General features: G+C 66.7%; 21 protein-coding genes and 1 riboswitch. Of the genes, 18 read left to right on the top strand and 3 right to left on the bottom strand.

All coding sequences use genetic code 11. The features are described from left to right. Positions 1-18: 18 nt before the first annotated feature. The gene (locus HNR51_RS15940; RefSeq protein ID WP_182555588.1) at positions 19-1,011 is read right to left on the bottom strand and encodes an SDR family oxidoreductase; all 993 of its coding nucleotides are present in this window, start codon (positions 1,009-1,011) and stop codon (positions 19-21) included. Between the two features lie 131 nt (positions 1,012-1,142). Beyond that, positions 1,143-2,654 (bottom strand): GMC oxidoreductase, encoded by a 1,512-nt coding sequence (locus HNR51_RS15935; RefSeq protein WP_239681417.1) that lies wholly within the window; start codon positions 2,652-2,654, stop codon positions 1,143-1,145. 278 nt (positions 2,655-2,932) lie between these two features. Here HNR51_RS15935 and HNR51_RS15930 point away from each other — a divergent pair, with 278 nt between their 5' ends. From HNR51_RS15930 to HNR51_RS15890, 10 genes are all read left to right on the top strand, one after another. Next, positions 2,933-3,400 (top strand): DoxX family protein, encoded by a 468-nt coding sequence (locus tag HNR51_RS15930; RefSeq protein WP_182555586.1) that lies wholly within the window; start codon positions 2,933-2,935, stop codon positions 3,398-3,400. A gap of 108 nt (positions 3,401-3,508) precedes the next feature. Then, a riboswitch (Fluoride riboswitch) is annotated at positions 3,509-3,574 on the top strand. Positions 3,575-3,657: 83 nt separating this feature from the next. Next, positions 3,658-4,050, top strand: coding sequence for a fluoride efflux transporter CrcB (gene crcB / locus HNR51_RS15925; protein WP_239681416.1), 393 nt, complete (start codon positions 3,658-3,660; stop codon positions 4,048-4,050). Then, a complete protein-coding gene (locus tag HNR51_RS15920; protein ID WP_182555585.1) occupies positions 4,047-4,667 on the top strand; it encodes a 2,3-bisphosphoglycerate-dependent phosphoglycerate mutase in 621 nt (206 codons plus the stop codon). Before crcB ends, HNR51_RS15920 begins: the two co-directional genes overlap by 4 nt. 23 nt (positions 4,668-4,690) lie before the next feature. Continuing rightward, complete coding sequence (locus HNR51_RS15915; protein WP_182555584.1) at positions 4,691-4,882, top strand: hypothetical protein; 192 nt, start codon at positions 4,691-4,693, stop codon at positions 4,880-4,882. A gap of 521 nt (positions 4,883-5,403) precedes the next feature. Continuing rightward, entirely contained in the window at positions 5,404-6,498 is a 1,095-nt protein-coding gene (locus HNR51_RS15910) for a YeiH family protein (protein ID WP_182555583.1), read from the top strand. A 67-nt stretch (positions 6,499-6,565) separates the two neighbouring features. After that, entirely contained in the window at positions 6,566-7,984 is a 1,419-nt protein-coding gene (locus HNR51_RS15905) for a cytochrome ubiquinol oxidase subunit I (protein WP_182555582.1), read from the top strand. A gap of 9 nt (positions 7,985-7,993) precedes the next feature. Next, positions 7,994-9,007, top strand: a complete 1,014-nt coding sequence (gene cydB / locus HNR51_RS15900; protein WP_182555581.1) for a cytochrome d ubiquinol oxidase subunit II — start codon at positions 7,994-7,996, stop codon at positions 9,005-9,007. A gap of 37 nt (positions 9,008-9,044) precedes the next feature. Next, positions 9,045-9,179, top strand: a complete 135-nt coding sequence (locus HNR51_RS26545; RefSeq protein WP_210280070.1) for a DUF2474 domain-containing protein — start codon at positions 9,045-9,047, stop codon at positions 9,177-9,179. Positions 9,180-9,224: 45 nt separating this feature from the next. Continuing rightward, a complete protein-coding gene (locus HNR51_RS15895; protein ID WP_182555580.1) occupies positions 9,225-9,881 on the top strand; it encodes a uracil-DNA glycosylase family protein in 657 nt (218 codons plus the stop codon). Further along, positions 9,882-10,025 (top strand): hypothetical protein, encoded by a 144-nt coding sequence (locus HNR51_RS15890; protein ID WP_182555579.1) that lies wholly within the window; start codon positions 9,882-9,884, stop codon positions 10,023-10,025. 18 nt (positions 10,026-10,043) lie between these two features. Here the strand turns inward: HNR51_RS15890 and HNR51_RS15885 are convergent, their stop codons facing one another. Then, positions 10,044-11,204, bottom strand: a complete 1,161-nt coding sequence (locus tag HNR51_RS15885; RefSeq protein WP_182555578.1) for a TDT family transporter — start codon at positions 11,202-11,204, stop codon at positions 10,044-10,046. 203 nt (positions 11,205-11,407) lie between these two features. Between HNR51_RS15885 and HNR51_RS15880 the strand changes: the two genes are divergently transcribed. The 8 genes from HNR51_RS15880 to HNR51_RS15845 all read left to right on the top strand — a co-directional run bounded on the left by HNR51_RS15880 (position 11,408) and on the right by HNR51_RS15845 (position 15,955). Then, complete coding sequence (locus HNR51_RS15880; RefSeq protein WP_182555577.1) at positions 11,408-11,665, top strand: hypothetical protein; 258 nt, start codon at positions 11,408-11,410, stop codon at positions 11,663-11,665. 79 nt (positions 11,666-11,744) lie between these two features. After that, positions 11,745-11,885, top strand: a complete 141-nt coding sequence (locus HNR51_RS15875; protein WP_182555576.1) for a hypothetical protein — start codon at positions 11,745-11,747, stop codon at positions 11,883-11,885. 35 nt (positions 11,886-11,920) lie between these two features. Beyond that, positions 11,921-12,733, top strand: a complete 813-nt coding sequence (gene tetH, locus HNR51_RS15870; protein WP_210280069.1) for a thiosulfate dehydrogenase — start codon at positions 11,921-11,923, stop codon at positions 12,731-12,733. A 10-nt stretch (positions 12,734-12,743) separates the two neighbouring features. Beyond that, a complete protein-coding gene (locus tag HNR51_RS15865; protein WP_182555575.1) occupies positions 12,744-13,718 on the top strand; it encodes a substrate-binding domain-containing protein in 975 nt (324 codons plus the stop codon). 26 nt (positions 13,719-13,744) lie between these two features. Continuing rightward, entirely contained in the window at positions 13,745-14,035 is a 291-nt protein-coding gene (locus tag HNR51_RS15860) for a LysR family transcriptional regulator (protein ID WP_182555574.1), read from the top strand. A 20-nt stretch (positions 14,036-14,055) separates the two neighbouring features. Continuing rightward, positions 14,056-14,841 carry a c-type cytochrome gene (locus tag HNR51_RS15855; protein ID WP_182555573.1) on the top strand — a complete coding sequence of 262 codons (786 nt, stop codon included), beginning with the start codon at positions 14,056-14,058 and terminating at the stop codon, positions 14,839-14,841. Next, positions 14,838-15,797 (top strand): c-type cytochrome, encoded by a 960-nt coding sequence (locus HNR51_RS15850; RefSeq protein ID WP_182555572.1) that lies wholly within the window; start codon positions 14,838-14,840, stop codon positions 15,795-15,797. Before HNR51_RS15855 ends, HNR51_RS15850 begins: the two co-directional genes overlap by 4 nt. Continuing rightward, the gene (locus tag HNR51_RS15845; RefSeq protein ID WP_182555571.1) at positions 15,794-15,955 is read left to right on the top strand and encodes a hypothetical protein; all 162 of its coding nucleotides are present in this window, start codon (positions 15,794-15,796) and stop codon (positions 15,953-15,955) included. Before HNR51_RS15850 ends, HNR51_RS15845 begins: the two co-directional genes overlap by 4 nt. The last annotated feature ends 8 nt before the right edge of the window (positions 15,956-15,963 follow it).

The raw sequence follows: 15,963 nt of genomic DNA, 5'->3' as shown, positions 1-15,963 counted from the left end.
CTCGATGTCGTCACGGCCTCAGAACCGATAGCGCTTGGCCAGCAGGTGCAGGCCGGTGACGGCGCCGAGCGCGGCCGCCCCCCAGAACGCCGTGCGGTGACGGTCGGTGAACATCTCCCAACTGCCCGCGCGCGCCTTGGCGTCGAAGCGGCCGTGGGCACCGAAATCGCCGGGCACCGGCTCGAACAGGTTGGACGGCGCGTCGTGCGGCAGGCGCTTGTCGGTGAGCTGGCCGCTATAACCGGCCTTGGCGAGGTAGCGGTCGATCAGCCCCGGCGCGATGCGGTTGGCGAGGATCGCCTGCACGGTCGGGTAGCCCACCCAGACCTGGCGACGGCGATGGGTCGCCGCGAACACGATAGCGCGGGCGGGCACCTCGGGCTGGTAGATTGGCGCCACCGGCTGCGCCTTTTGCCCCATCTTGTTCATCGCCCAGTCGAATTGCGGCGTGTTGACCGCCGGCAGGTCGACCATGGTCAGGTGGATATCAAGCTTGTCGTGCAGGATCTCGGAGCGCAGCGAGTCGGTGAAGCCACGGATGGCGAACTTGGCGCCGCAGTAGAGTGACTGCAGTGGCACCGAGCGGTAGGCCAGCGCCGAGCCGACATTGACGATGGTGCCGCGATTGCGCGCCCGCATGCGCTTCAACGCGCTCATCATACCGTAGACCTGACCGAGATAGGTCACTTGCGTCGCACGCTCGGCCTCCTCCGGGGTGATCTTGCTCACCGGAGCGAAGACGGTCGCCATCGCCACGTTGACCCAGATGTCGATCGGCCCGAGCTCGGCCTCGACCCGGTCGGCGGCCGCCTCGACGGCCTCGGCATCGGCGACATCGGTCGGGATCGGAAGGGCGCGCACGCCGTGCCGGCGTAGAGCGGCCGCGGCGCGTTCCAGCCTATCCGGATCGCGCGAGAGCAGTGCCACGTCGTAACCGCGGCGCGCGAACTCCTCGACCGTGGCTCGGCCGACGCCTGCTCCCGCTCCCGTGACGACGACGATCCCGGACATCTCTTCTCCTCTGACGCGAACGACCAGGACGACCCCGATCTTCTGGAAGCTAGCCGCCCGATCTCAGCGATCCAACGGAATGGTTGAATTGAAACAATCTCTGTTGACAATGAATTGGGGAGCGCGACGCCTTACTGCAGGCGCTCGGCGATGTGGTCGGCGACCCGCAGTGCGTTGGCGATGATGGTCAGGGTCGGGTTCACCGCGCCGATCGAGGGGAAGAAGCTCGCGTCGGTGACGTAGAGGTTGTCGAGCTCGTGCGCCCGGCAGGTCAGGTCGAGCACGCTGGAGCGCGGGTCGGTGCCGAAGCGGAGCGTCCCGGCCTGGTGCGCCGTCCCCGACAGCGGGATGTTCTTGCCAAGATACAGGGAGCGCTCGAACAGGTAGCCGTAGAGGCCGCCCGGCACAAGCAGCGCCTCGAGCTTGGCGCGCAGCCGTTCGTGCGCCTCGCGATTGTTCTCGGCGATGTCGAGGACGATCTTGCCGTCCCGATCGATCGAGACGCGGTTGTCCGGGCGGGGCAGATCCTCGCTCTGGAGCCAGAAGTCGATGGAATGGCGGGCCATCACCTCGAACGGAGCGTCGGGCAGGAAGCCTGTCCATTTCGGCAGTTCCTCGCCGCGGATTTGGTCCGGGTGCGTCTTGGCGCACATCTGGATCAGACCCATCGGGTACCCGTAGTCTTTCGAGCCGAAGTAAAAGTCCGAGACCGCGAGCGTCTTCTGGAACACCGTCTCGTTGACCTCCTTCGAAAGCCCCATCAGCACCGACATGTTGTGGCGAATGTAGTTGCGCCCGACCTGATCCGATCCGTTGGCGAGCCCGTTCGGATGGGCACCGTTGGCCGAGCGCAAGAGCAGCAGCGCCGAGGACAGCGCCCCGCAGGCCACCACCACGATGTCAGCCGAGTAGAACTCCTCCCGGCCCTCGCGGGTGACGCGCACGCCCGTCACCGTCTTTCCCGCCGGGTCCGTTTCGAGCGTCGACACGTAAGCGTTGACGAGCAGCGTGACGTTGTTGTGCCGGGCGAGCGTCGGGTCGACCGTCATCACCTGGGCATCCGCCTTGCCGTTGAGCAGGCAGGGGAAGCCGTCGAAGGCGTCGCAGCGGATGCAGACCGAGGTGGGCGTCGGCTTGCCGTTCCGCTCGTCGAGCTTGATCCCAAGCGGCAGGTGGAACGGGTTCAGGCCCTGCTCCGCCCAATCGTCGGAGAGCCTCTGGATGCGCGGCTCGTGGGTGACGGCGGGATGCTCGTAACCGCCGCTCGACCACGGCTCGGTCGGGTCCTCGCCGCGGCTGCCGTGGACCGAGAATAGCGCCTCGGCCTGGGCATAGTACGGCTCAAACTCCGCGTAGGAGACTGGCCATGCCGGCGACACTCCGTCGACGTGGCGAAGCTCCTCGAAGTCGCGCTCGCGCAGGCGGAGCAGCGCCGCGCCGTAGACCTTCGAGTTGCCGCCGACGTAGTAGTGCAAGCCCGGGTGAAATTCCCGGCCGTCGCCGCCGTACCAGGTTTCGGGCGCCTGATACGCGCCGTCGACGAAGACAGTCTTAGCGCTCCAGTTCGCCTGGCTGCGCGGCAGGTAGTCGCCGCGCTCCAGGAGCAGGATGCGTTTGCCGGTTCCAGCGAGACGGTGGGTCAACGAGCCTCCGCCTGGTCCCGAGCCGATCACGATGACGTCGTAGTGGTCCTGTGACATAGGCTCTAGCCAGCAGCCGTCATTGTAAAGATTGCAGCAACAAGTGGCGCCGTCTGGATCCGTTCCAATTCGATCGTTCTGCATTTTCGAACAGTTAGGCTTGTCACATCCGGCAACGCGACGCGTTCGTCCGGGCAAACTCCTCGAAGTCGCGTGCGAACCGCCCCGTCGTGCGCGGCGCGCCCATTCATCGTTCCGACCTCCCAAATCCGGAAAAACGCATGACTTCGCTCGCCGAATGGCTCAACGCCGCCGCCCCGCTCGTCGCGAAGCTCTGCCTCGTCTGTCTTTTCCCGCTGAGCGCGCTCGACAAGGCCGTGCATTGGGATCAGGCGATGAAGCAGGCTCGGTCCGCGCCGATTCCTGGCCCGGCCGCGATGCTGGTGCTCGGCATCCTAGTCGAGACGATCGCCCCGGTACTGATCGTCTCCGGCTGGTGGGACCGCGCTGCCGCCTTCGTGCTGATGGGATTCTGCGCGGTGACGGCGCTACTCTTCCATCGCTTCTGGGAATACCCGCACTTCTGGTCGCGACAGGGCGAGGGCAAGTCGCATTTCTGGGACTTCTTCAAGAATTTCGGCCTCGTCGGCGGCCTGCTCCTAGTCGTCATCATCGGTCGCTACGCCCCGGTGGAAACGCTCGCGGACCATCCCTTCGCCTCCGGCCCGCAGACGGCAGGGCAGCCTTGAGCGAACTCGGGCCAATGAAGACGTCTCCCGTTCGGCGCGTGAGGAACCGGAGCGCGTCCCGCCCGTTGCGAGTTCATATCATCCGAGCCCACCGATCCGATCGGCGGGGCTGCGGAAGGGGATGGAGTTCCCCGTCGACCGCCCCGATCCGGGGCTAATGGCTCCTACCGCGAGGGCGAGGTTCGCCCGTGGTAGGTGCACGCTCCTTGCCACGGCCCACTGACCGACCCCTTTGCGAGACAGAGGAGGGTTTGGACGTGGATTTTCTGATCGTGATGCTCGGGGCGGGCCTCGGAGGTGGCGCCCGTCACGGCGTCAACCTCTCCGTTGCGCGCGTTCTACCGAGCCTCGACTTCCCGCTGGCAACGCCCCTGATCAACGTGCTCGGTTCCTTCCTGATGGGGATGCTCGCGGAGGCCTTCGTCCTTCGCGGGGCGGACGGACATCCCCTCAAGCTCCTCATCACCACCGGCGTGCTAGGGGGCTTCACCACCTTCTCGACCTTCTCGCTGGACGCGATCAGCCTGTACGATCGCGGTCGGCTCCCGGCAGCCGCCTACTACCTTGTTCTCTCGGTCGCGGGCGGTCTGGTCGGGCTGGTGGCCGGCCTCGCCCTGGCGCGCGCCGCACTCGGCGGAGGTGTGTCGTGAGCGGCGCGCGCACCCTCATTATCGTGCGGCACGGGCAAAGCACCGGCAACGCGGCGGGCGAATTCACCGGCACCCGCGACGTGCCTCTCACCATGCTCGGCCGCGAGCAGGCTCGCGCCGCAGGACGGCACTTGTCGGAGCGCGGCCTACGACCCGACGCGGTCTTCTGCTCGACTCGCTCGCGCACGCGCGAGAGCGCCGACATGATCCTCGAAGCGATCGGTCTCCCCAGGCAGAACGTGGTCGAGGCCGCCGAACTCGACGAGCGCGACTACGGTGCGTTGACCGGCCTCACTCATCAAGCTGCCGAGGCTCGCTGGGGCGCCGATCAGGTCGCGATCTGGCGTCGCTCTTTCGCCGCTGCTCCGCCCGACGGGGAGAGCCTTCGGGATACGCTGGCGCGTGTGGCGCCCTGCTACATCACGCGGATCCTGCCCGCCGCGATGCGAGGCATCGCGCTGGTCGTCGCGCACGGCAATTCGCTGCGCGCCCTGGTGGCGGCCATCGAGGGTCTGAGCCCGGACGCGATCGAGGCGGTCGAGCTGTCGACCGGATCGGTACGCCTCTACCGGCTGGCTGCCGATACGACGATCGAAGCCTGCGATATCCCGACCTGAACCGAGACCTTATGGAACCCGTCATGGCACATCCCCCGCACCGCGATCCCGACCCCGAACTGGAGGACATCCGCGAACTCGGCTTGATCGAGCGCCAGCACCACAGGGCGGCTCGTACCCTCGGCGTTTCGCGCGGTGCGATGGGTGTAGTCTGGCTGGTGCCGCTCGCGATCCTCGTCATCGCGTTGGTCGCGTTGTTTTTCGCGGTGCGGTGAGCGAGACGCAGCCCGCGTTATCAGCACTCAAGAAGCGGGGAATTGATCGATAAAGGAGAATGAAAAGATCGGTTCAATCCGTTGGACCGTATCGACTTGTCTAAGCAACGTCGCGTTGCAGACACACCCTTCGTGAGGTCGAGGCCATGCAAGCAACGCTCAGCGAACGCGAAATCCCGCAATCTTCCGGACTTTCGAGCCGTATCGGTCGATTGATCACAAGCGCGGTGACGGCGCATCGGAACGGCGTTCGCGTGGCGTCCCCATGCCTCGTCGGCCGATTGCGTAAGCTTGAGCAGCGCGCGCGCTCCTGCGCAGACTTGCAAACCGTTCAAATCCTCGCCTCGGCGCGTCGTCTGCTCGGCGATAACCTGGAACTGCCGGCGCCCCGGCATCTCTTCGTTGTCCGGTCTCAGGATCGATCAATCAAGTAAATAGATTGAAATGTTCTCAACGTTCCATTGGATCGAATGGCATTGAGGGGCGAGAGTGCCGTGCTCATCACATGCACCGAGAACCCGATGACCAGCGCTGCGCCGCGAAGCACGCCCCTCCGTTCCTCGCTCGTTGCGCTAAAGCGCGTCCTGCCGGGCCTCGCTCTATGCACCGCCGTCACCGCCGCCGCGGTTGGGCTTGAGAGCGTGGAGGTGCAGCTTTTCGGCCGGGCGTGGTTGGAAGCGCTCGTGCTGGCCATTCTGCTGGGCACGGCGATCCGCACCGCTTGGACCCCGCCGTCCCGGTTTTTTTCCGGCATCGCCTTCGGCGCGAAGACGGTGCTGGAGATCGCCGTGGTCCTGCTCGGCGCCTCGCTCAGCGTCACGACGCTGCTGGAGGCCGGCCCCGGCCTGCTTGCCGGGATCGCGGCGGTCGTCGCGCTTGCCATTGCCGCGAGCTACGGCATCGGCCGGGCTCTGGGACTGCACCATCGCCTCGCGATCCTCGTCGCTTGCGGCAACTCGATCTGCGGCAACTCGGCGATCGCCGCGACCGCGCCGGTGATCGGCGCCGACGGCGAGGATGTTGCCTCCTCGATCGCCTTCACTGCCGTCCTCGGCGTGCTCGTCGTGCTCGGGCTGCCGCTGCTCGTCCCGCTCTTCGGATTGTCGCCGATGCAGTATGGCGTGCTCGCGGGATTGACCGTCTACGCCGTGCCGCAGGTTCTCGCCGCGACTGCACCCGTTGCCGCGCTCAGCGTCCAGGTCGGCACGCTGGTCAAGCTCGTGCGGGTGCTGATGCTCGGACCCGTCGTGCTCGCGCTCTCGCTCGGCGCGAGCCGTCTGCGGGAGGAGACCGACGCGCCGGACCCGCAGGTCACCGCCGGCAATCGTCCGAAGTCCGGACGGATTGCCATCCACCATCTCGTGCCGTGGTTCATCCTGGCCTTTCTGGGCGTGGCGGGCCTGCGCTCGGCCGGGGTGATCCCGCAGGCCGCGCTCGCTCCGATCGCCGAGACGGCCAACGTCCTGACCATCGTCTCGATGGCCGCGCTCGGGCTCACCGTCGACGTGCGCAGCGTCGCCGGCGCGGGTCTGCGGGTCACGCTGGCCGTCGTCGCCTCGCTCGCAACGCTGACTGCGGTGAGCCTGGGCCTGATCCGGCTGCTCGGCATCGCCTGAGCCTTCGCCCCGGCGGCGGTCTTCGCCGCAGCCGGGGACCGTCCATCACAAGAAGCGTTGTCCGCTCATGGCCCATCTCGACGCCGTCCTGCTCGCCCGTGCCCAGTTTGCCTTTACGATGGGCTTCCACATCGTGTTCCCGGCCTTCTCGATCGGGCTCGCGAGCTACCTCGCCGTGCTCGAAGGCCTGTGGCTCGCCACCGGCCGTCAAGTCTATCTCGACCTGTTCAAGTACTGGCTGAAGATCTTCGCCGTTGGCTTTGCCATGGGCGTCGTCTCCGGCGTGGTGATGTCCTACCAGTTCGGCACCAACTGGTCGGTCTTCTCCGACAAGGCCGGCCCGGTCGTCGGGCCGCTGATGGCCTACGAGGTGATGTCCGCTTTCTTCCTGGAGGCGGGCTTCCTCGGCGTCATGCTGTTCGGCATGGGGCGGGTCGGCAAAGTTCTGCACTATCTCGCGACGCTGCTAGTCGCGGCCGGCACGCTGTTCTCGGCCTTTTGGATCCTGACCGTCAATTCCTGGATGCAGACGCCGGCCGGCTACGCGACGAACGCCCAAGGCCAATTCGTGCCGGCCGACTGGTGGCAGATCGTGTTCTCGCCGTCCTTCCCCTACCGCTTCGTCCACATGGTGCTCGCCGCCTATCTCACGACCGGACTCGTCATCGGCGCGGTTGGGGCGTGGCATCTGCTGCGCGGGCGCCGGGACCAAGAGGGAGTGCGCGTGATGTTCGGAATGGCGATGGGCCTCGTTCTCGTCGTCGCGCCGCTTCAGATCTTTGCGGGCGATGCGCATGGCCTCAACACGCTGGAGCATCAACCGGCCAAGGTCATGGCCATGGAGGGCCATTTCGAGAGTCATCCGAACGGTGCGCCGCTCGTGCTGTTCGGCCTGCCCGACCAGGATGCGGCCACGGTCCGCTACAAAGTCGAGGTCCCAAAACTGTCCTCGCTGATCCTCAAGCATAGCCTCGACGCGCCGCTGGCCGGCCTCGACAGCGTGCCGCGTGCGAACTGGCCGCCGGTGCCGGTGGTATTCTGGTCGTTCCGCATCATGGTCGGCCTCGGATTCCTGATGCTTGGCCTCGGCCTGTTCGGACTAGTCGCACGGCTCAAGGGAAAGCTCGCCGACTGGCGGCCGCTGCATCTTTACGCGCTGTCGATGGGACCGGCCGGGTTCGTTGCGGTGCTCGCCGGCTGGACCACGACGGAGGTCGGACGCCAGCCCTTCACCGTCTATGGCGTCCTGCGAACAGCCGACTCCGTCTCGCCGCTCGGCGCCCCCGCGGTGGCCGGCTCGCTCGCGGCATTCGCGGCGATCTACCTCGCGGTGTTCGCGGCTGGAGTGTTCTACATCCTGCGCCTGATGAGCGCTCTGCCGCATCTCGGCGAGAGCGGCCCGAGCCCTGCCGAGCCGGTGCGCACCGCAGGGCTCGCGCCCGGTCCGGCGATCACCCCAGGCCACGGCCTCCAGCCCGGCGAATGAGGAGGCGAGATGAGCCTACTGCCCTTCGACCTGCCCACGATCTGGGCCTTCATCGTCGCCTTCGCGGTGTTCGCCTACGTCGTACTCGACGGATTCGATCTCGGCGTGGCGTTGCTCTTCCCGTTCTGCCCCGAGCGGCGCGACCGCGACGTGATGATGAACTCGGTCGCTCCCGTCTGGGACGGCAACGAGACCTGGCTGGTACTCGGCGGCGGGGGCCTGTTCGCTGCTTTCCCGCTCGCCTACGCGGTGCTGATGCCGGCGCTCTACGCGCCGCTCATCGCCATGCTGCTTGGCCTCGTCCTGCGCGGCGTCGCCTTCGAGTTCCGCTGGCGGACCGAGCGCGCGCGCCCGGTCTGGGACATCGCCTTCACCGGCGGCTCACTCGTCGCCGCGCTCGGCCAAGGCATCGCACTCGGCGCCGTGCTCCAGGGCGTCTCCGTGTCGGGCCGCGCCTATGCCGGCGGATGGTGGGACTGGCTCTCAGCCTTCAGCCTGCTCACGGGCGCGGCGGTGGTCTGCGGCTACGCGCTGCTCGGCGCGACCTGGCTCGTGATGAAGACCGGCGGCGAACTTCAGATCCGGGCGCAGCGCCTTGCGCGCCCGTTTGCCTTGGCGACGCTCGGCTTCATCGTCACGGTCAGCCTCGCCACGCCGTTCCTCGAAGAGGCCTACTGGCAGCGCTGGTTCGCGTGGCCGGGCATCGTGCTCACCGTGCCGGTGCCGCTCGCGGTGGCCGGCGTCGCACTGTTCCTGCTGCGCAGCCTCGCCGACGCGCACGACTATAAGCCATTCGTGCTGTCGCTGATGCTGTTCTTCCTGTGTTTCGTCGGGCTCGGCGTCTCGATCTGGCCGAACATCGTGCCGGGGCGGATCTCGATCTGGCAGGCCGCTGCGCCGGATGAAAGCCAAGTGTTCGTGCTCGTCGGGACCGCCATCCTGATCCCGATCATCCTAACCTACACCGCCTATGCCTATTGGGTGTTCCGCGGGAAGGTCGATCCCGAGCACGGCTACCATTGAGGCGCGCGCCGCGAAAACGCAGTCGAGGAACGTCACGATGCGACATCGGCATAAACCCGAACGGGCCCAAGGCGTGGCCGCCCGGCTCGGCTGGTTCGTGCTGCTCTGGCTCGGCGGCGTTGCGAGCGTCGCCGGCGTCGCCTTGCTGCTGCGCTTCGTTGCTCAGACGTAGACGGCAATTCCCCGCATTCCGGCGTCCGTATGGGCATTCGATGAAATGATCGAGCAGCGCCTCGACAACTCCGCCGCGATCGTCGAGCGCGTCGCAGCGCTCGGCTCGGCGCATATCGCGCGGTTGGAAGCCTATGCGGAGACTTTCCGCGCGTCGCACGGTGAGGTCCCGCATTTCGATCCGTTCGACGGTGGGGTCGACGCCCGCCTGCTGTTTCTCCTCGCAACCCCGGGGCCGAGCTTGGCACCGATCCGTTTCACCTCGCGGGACAATCCGACTGGCACAGCGAGGACCTTAAGACGGCTGTTCGCGGCCTCAACAATCCCGCGCCGTGAAAGCGTGCTCTGGAACGCGGTGCCATGGGCTCTCCCGCGCAGGGGGCGGACGCTCGGCGTGCCCTCCGCACACGATAGGGCGGCGGCTCGTGCGGTTCTTCCCGATCTGCTCGATCTGTTGCCTCGACTGGAAGCGGTGGTCCTTCTGGGCGCGGAGGCAGGTGCCCTCGCAGGTCGGATGCAGGAGCGCGTGCCGCTCGTCCTTATGGCACCGCATCCGAGTCCGCCGAACCTGGCCGCCGATCGGTCCGCGTTCGAGCGCCTCGAACGCGCTTTCATGGAAGCAGGTGCGGTCCGCCGAATGCCGGCGCAACTCGCCGGCGGCTCGGATGTTGAGCAGAGAGCGATAAGCAAGAGGAGCCGTTGAATGACCGAGAAGCGCATCGTCGAGACCGTCGATCAGGGACGGCAAGGCGAGACGTCCAATCACATGCGCTGGGTGCTGCTCGCGACGATGGTGATGTCGATCGCGGCCATCGGTGCAGCTTGGGTCTGGATCATCAGGGTCTGAGGCCGGATCGTACCTGGGTCAGCGGGCCGGCTCTTCGGCAAGGCACGGCGCGACGAAGAGCTCGCCGCGATAGGCGCCGCGCAGCGTCAGCACCGATACGACGACCCAGACCAGCCCGAGTAGAACGACGAGAAGCGCTCCGAGCCACGCGAAGCCTGCGGCGCCCGTCGTCTCGCCAAGCCTTAGCGTTGCTAGACAATAGACACCGAGCGGGAAGATGTAGCCCCACCAGCCGAGATTGAACGGCACGCCGGCCCGGACGTAGCGCACGGTCACCGCGAGCGAGAGCAGCAGCCACCACGCGCCATAGCCCCACAGGATCAATGCGCCGATTAGGCCAATGAGCCGCAGCGTGTCGGGCGCGGCGAGAAAGCCGTGGCCCGCGAGAATGTCGCCCCCAGTCTGTCCGAGCACCAGCAGGCCGAGCGCGCCTGTTCCAAGCGGGCCGAGCGACAGCCAGCTGGATGCGGCCATCTCGCGCGGCGGCAGGTTGTGCAATGCCATGCGCAGCACCAGAATCGCCAAAATGCTCAGCGCGAGCGGCACCGAGATGCCCCAGAGCACGAAGCTCGTCACGATCACCGCGAGCTGCTGCCCGGGATCGGGCAGGGCGGGCGCGAGCAACCCGCCGGTGACCGCGACGACCTCCGCGGCGACGACCGGCAGCAGCCACACCGCCGTCATCTGATCGATGCGGTGCTCCTGGCGGGTGAACATCATGTAGGGGATCGCCACCGCGCAAATCAACGCGAGCGCCACGTCGAGCCACCACAGCGGCAGCACGATGCTCGCCGGCGCGAGACCGAGATGGGTCGGTCCGAAGATCATCAGACCGTTGAGCAGCGTCGCCAGCGCCATCGGAATCGCGCCGAAGAACATCGACACGGTCGAGTGGCCGAAGATCCGGCTCGCCCCCTCGAAGTAGAAGATCCAGCGCGCCGCGTAGAGCAGGCAGCAGGCCGCGAAGATCGCGGCCGCCGCAAGCCAGAGCCCGAACGAAACAGCGGCGAGTACCCCATGCGTGGCCGGCAGGCGATCGAGCGCGAGCGCGACGACTCCGGTTCCCATCACCACTGTGAACCAGTTCGGCGTGAACTGCCGGATCACGTCGCGCGGATGCTGAAGCCGCGACAGCGGCCTCAAGCCGGAGCTGAGAGACAGCAGGTTGGGATCGGACAAAGGACGACTCCGCGGCCAAGCACGTGCGAAAAGGTTGTCTAGCACCGCGTCGAGGACCGCACCGTACGGTTTTTCCGAACGGCTGGATCAATCTAATTTCAAGATTATAATTAGCAAATCATACTGTTAGACTGAATGTTTGACAGAGCTTAGGTTCCCCGCATCGCCACACGACGTGACGCAACGCGAAGAGAACCAAAATCATGACACGCACGCTTGCTACTCTCATTCTGTCCGGCTCGCTCGCATTCGCAGCGGCAACGATGGTTCAAGCACGACCGATGACCATGCCCGGCGCCTCCGACACCGGCTTCGAGGTCGTCGACGCGTCGGCCAGCCGCGCGATCCCGGTCCTTCGGGACAACGATGGTGCGAATGCGAAGAACCCTGCGCTCCCGAGCTACGAGCGCGGCCGCGGTCAAGAGACCGGCGGACCGGCCCGCCAGCTGATCGGGAACTGATCCTCCGGCGCGGCTCTCGCGCACTTCTGCACGCGAGCCGCGCCAGCCCCCTTCGAAACGAGCGGACAGGAGCATCGCTATGAGTGAAGGCACGACCATCGAAACCGTCGATCAAGCCCGCCAGGGCGAGACCAGCGAGCACATGCGCTGGGTCCTGTTCTGGACCGTGGCGCTGACCATCGCAGCGGTCGGGTCGGCTTGGCTCGCCATCATCGGCTGAAAACGGCGCATCCCCACGCCGGAAGGAGATTCATCATGTCCCAAGGGATCATCAACCATCGGACCGGACGACGCGGGCTGCTTCAGATTTTGAGCCTTGGGTTGGCCGCGGGCGCGGCGGGCTTGCCGGTCCTCGGACCGCGCTCTGCGAACGCGGCTGAGCCGGACTCCCTGATCGAGCCCGGCGCCAGCGATCTTCGCGGCCTGATGGAGCGGCTCGCCAAGGCGCCGCGGCGGCGCGACTTCAAGACCGTGCCGATGATCCTGACAAAGCCCGAGGAATGGGACCATGAGGCACTCACCGCGGTGATGGCGTATCGGCCCAAGCCCAAGCAGGTCTGGGACAACACCGACATCGCCAGCCCCTGGCTCAACCTGATGCGCAACGCTTTGAACGCGCAGGTCTGGTCGTTCCGCCACCCGGATTTCCTGGCCGTCTCGGCGACGCACGGCACAGCGCACCTCGCGCTCTTCGATCAGGAGACCTGGGACAAGTACAAGCTCGCCGACTTGGCCGGCCCGAAATTCAAGACCAACACGCTCATCGTCGAGGGCAAGGCGGCCTCGGCCGATCCGAAGAACTTCGAGGATCCGGCCGGCGTGTTCTCGCCGGAAGACAATTCGATCCCGGTGCTGATGCGGCGCGGCGTGGTCTTCACCTCCTGCCACAACGCGATCTGGGAGGAGGCCGGCGGTCTGATCGCCAAGGGCGTCAACCCGGACAAGCTCAGCCACGAGGCGCTCGCGGCCGAACTCACCAACCACCTCATCCCCGGCGTGATCCTCACGCCCGGCGCCGTCGGCACGCTGCCCGAGTTGCAGCAGGCCGGCTTCCATTACGCGAAGTGAGGGGATTCCGATGCGAGATTTCCGAAAAACCCTTCTCGCCGGGTGCGCTCTCGCCCTCGCGCTGGCCTCCGGCGCGCGGGCCGAGGACGCAAAGTCCCCGCCCGGCCCGTTCCCACCGTGGCAGCACGGCGACAACAATGACGCCGCGCCGCGCGGTCTGCCCTTCACGGTGCCGGAGGTCGACGTGCTCGCCGATTTCCATGGCAGCCTCGACGACCCGAAGCTCGTGCTGTTCGTGGGCGGCAATTACTTCTTCGCGATGGCGCCGCTGGTGAAGGCTTTCGAGGCGAGCCACTCCGAATACAAGGGCCGCATCTTCTGGGAGACGATCCCGCCGGGCCTCCTCGTCAAGCAGATGGAGGCCGGCGGCACGGTCACCGTCGGCAACATGACCTTCACGGTCAAACCCGACGCCTATTTCGCGGGCCTCAAGAAGGTCGAGGAACTGATCGGCGAAGGCAAGCTCGTCGGTCCAGCGGTGCCCTACGTGACGAACACGCTGACCATCATGGTGCCCAAGGACAACCCGGCCAGCGTGAAGACCCTGAGCGATCTCGGCAAGCCGAATATCCGTCTGGCGATGCCGAACCCGGAATTCGAGGGCATCGCGCGGCAGATCAAGATGTCGCTCGCCAAGGTCGGCGGGCAAGCGCTGGAGACAGCCGTCTACGACACCAAGGTCAAGGACGGCTCGACCCTCCTCACGCACATTCACCATCGCCAGACACCGCTGTTCCTGATGCAGGGCCGGGCGCAAGCCGGCGTGACGTGGCAGTCCGAGGCCCTGTTCCAGGAGCAGGTCGGCAACCCAATCAGACACGTCGACATCCCCGACTCCGACAACGCGACGGCGATCTACGCGGGGGCGCCGGTGAAGGGCGCGCAGCATCCCGAGGCCGCGAAAGCCTGGCTCGCCTTCATCCGCTCGCCCGAGGCGCTGCAGATCTTCGAGCGGTACGGCTTCAAGCCGTACCGCGGCGGCTGAGGTAGCGAGAGATGGGAGGGCGATTCATGACGCTGCACCAGCTGCGCGTCTTCGTGGCCGTGGCCGAGCGGGAGCACCTGACCCGCGCGGCCCTGGTTCTCCATACCGCGCCGTCGGCCGTCAGCGCCACGATCGCGGCGCTCGAAGCCGAATACGGGCTCTCGCTGTTCGACCGGTCAGGGCGCGGTCTGCGCCTGACGCGCCAGGGCGACGTGATGCTGCAGGAGGCCCGCGCCGTGCTCGATCGGGCTGCCGTGGCCCGCGCACGTCTGGCCGCACTCAGGGCCGAGACGCTCGACGGCGAGCAAGCGCTATGAACACCATTCGGATCATACGAATGGACACTGTTCAGTCCCCGGCTCACTCTCGCGTGATGATGCAATCTGAGGCGACAGACCTGTCAGCGCGTAACCGGCCGCAGCGCGCTGTGCGGGCCGGGCGGTTGATCGCCGTGCGCAGTCTGCTGTGTGTTTTTGCCATCCAAGCAGCGGGTCCGGTGCGGGCCGACGACAAAGCAGCGTCGCTCGGCCCGACGATCGCGATGCAAGGGTCGTCTCGAGACCGCCCGGCCTGCGCCGCCTGCCACGGCGTGGACGGCGCCGGTCAGCCGGATGTCGGGATTCCGCGCCTCGCCGGCCTGCACGCCTCATACATCGCCGACCAACTCGGCTACTTCGCCTCGGGCAAGCGCCGCAATCCGATCATGGCCCCCTATGCAGAGGCGCTCACTCCGGATCAGCGCCGCGCGGTCGCCGATTATTTCGCGGGTCTGCCCATCCCGTCGCACGTCGATGCCGTCCCGGCGCCACCGGCGCAACTCGAGCGCGGCCGGGCGCTGTTCCAGCGGGGCGACGCGCAGACGAAGCTGATCGCCTGCACGCAGTGCCATGGTCCGAACGGCGTCGGCGTCGGCAGCTTCACGCCCCGGCTCGCCGGTCAGTCCGGTCCCTACATCTCCGACCAGCTGCATCGCTGGCGCGACGGTGATCCGCGCGACCCGCGCGGGAGCTACATGCAGGCCATCGCGGCGCGGCTATCGCCTGAGGACATTGAGGCCGTGGCAACCTACGCAGCCTCGCTCGACCCGAAGCCCGGTAGATCACAGAGGAGCGCCGATCGATGACCATTCGCACGAGCGTCCCCGTCGCCTTCGCCAGCCTCGTCGCATTGGGCAGTCTCACGGATTGGACCGCCCACCTCCCCGCCGCACATGCCGCGGAGGCGAACGACAAGGCCGCTTTCGTTCCCCCCCCCGAAAGCGCGATCCCGCAGGGCAAGTTCGGCGACGAGGTCCGCCTCGGCGAGAAGATCTTCCGGGAACCCGGCATGCATGCCGCGGCCTATGTCGGCAACGACCTGCGTTGCTCGAACTGCCACCTCGATGCCGGGCGGCTCGCCGGCTCCGCACCGATGTGGGGCGCCTACGTGTCCTATCCGGCCTACCGGTCGAAGAACGGACACGTGAATTCGTTCGAGGAACGTCTGCAGGGCTGCTTCCGCTTTAGCATGAACGGAAAGGCACCGCCGCTCGGCGACCCCGTCCTCGTGGCGCTGGAAAGCTACTCCTTCTTTCTCGCAAAAGGTCTACCGATCGACGAGGCCCCACCCGGCCGCGGGTTTCCTGCCCTGCCGAAACCCGACACCAAGCCGGACTATAATCGCGGTGCTCAGGTGTATGCAGACCATTGCGCCGCCTGCCATGGCGGAGACGGGCTCGGCCAGTCGGCGGACGGCAAGATTGTATTCCCGCCGCTCTGGGGACCACGTTCGTACAACTGGGGCGCGGGCATGGGCTCGATCAAAAACGCCGCCGAATTCATCCACGCCAACATGCCGCTGGGCATGGGTGGCAGCTTGACGCCGCAACAGGCCTGGGACGTGGCCACCTACGTCGACAGCCAAGTCCGACCCCAAGATCCGCGCTTCACTGGAAACGTCGCCGAGACTCGCGCCAAGTTCCACGACAATCCGAACTCGATGTACGGCCAGACGATCGACGGCGCCGTCCTCGGCGATCCGGCCGTGACACCGCCCGCTGGCACTGTGCCGGAAGCAGCGGCGTCGGAGCCGGGAAAATGAGCAGCCGCGAGACTCCTCAGCGCGCCGCGCCGCCGGCAGCGATCGTGCATGGAGAACCGGTGCGGCCGGTCGGCACCTGGGTCGTGGCCGGCTTCCTCGTGGCCTCGATCGTGATCGTCTGGTGCCTCGCGGCGCTCGTCTTCCACACCCGCAGCTGAGAACAGCC

It is taken from the genome of Methylorubrum thiocyanatum (assembly GCA_014138645.1).
In the GTDB taxonomy this organism is placed as follows: Bacteria; Pseudomonadota; Alphaproteobacteria; order Rhizobiales; family Beijerinckiaceae; genus Methylobacterium; species Methylobacterium thiocyanatum.
This window is presented reverse-complemented; position numbering and strand designations above follow the sequence as displayed.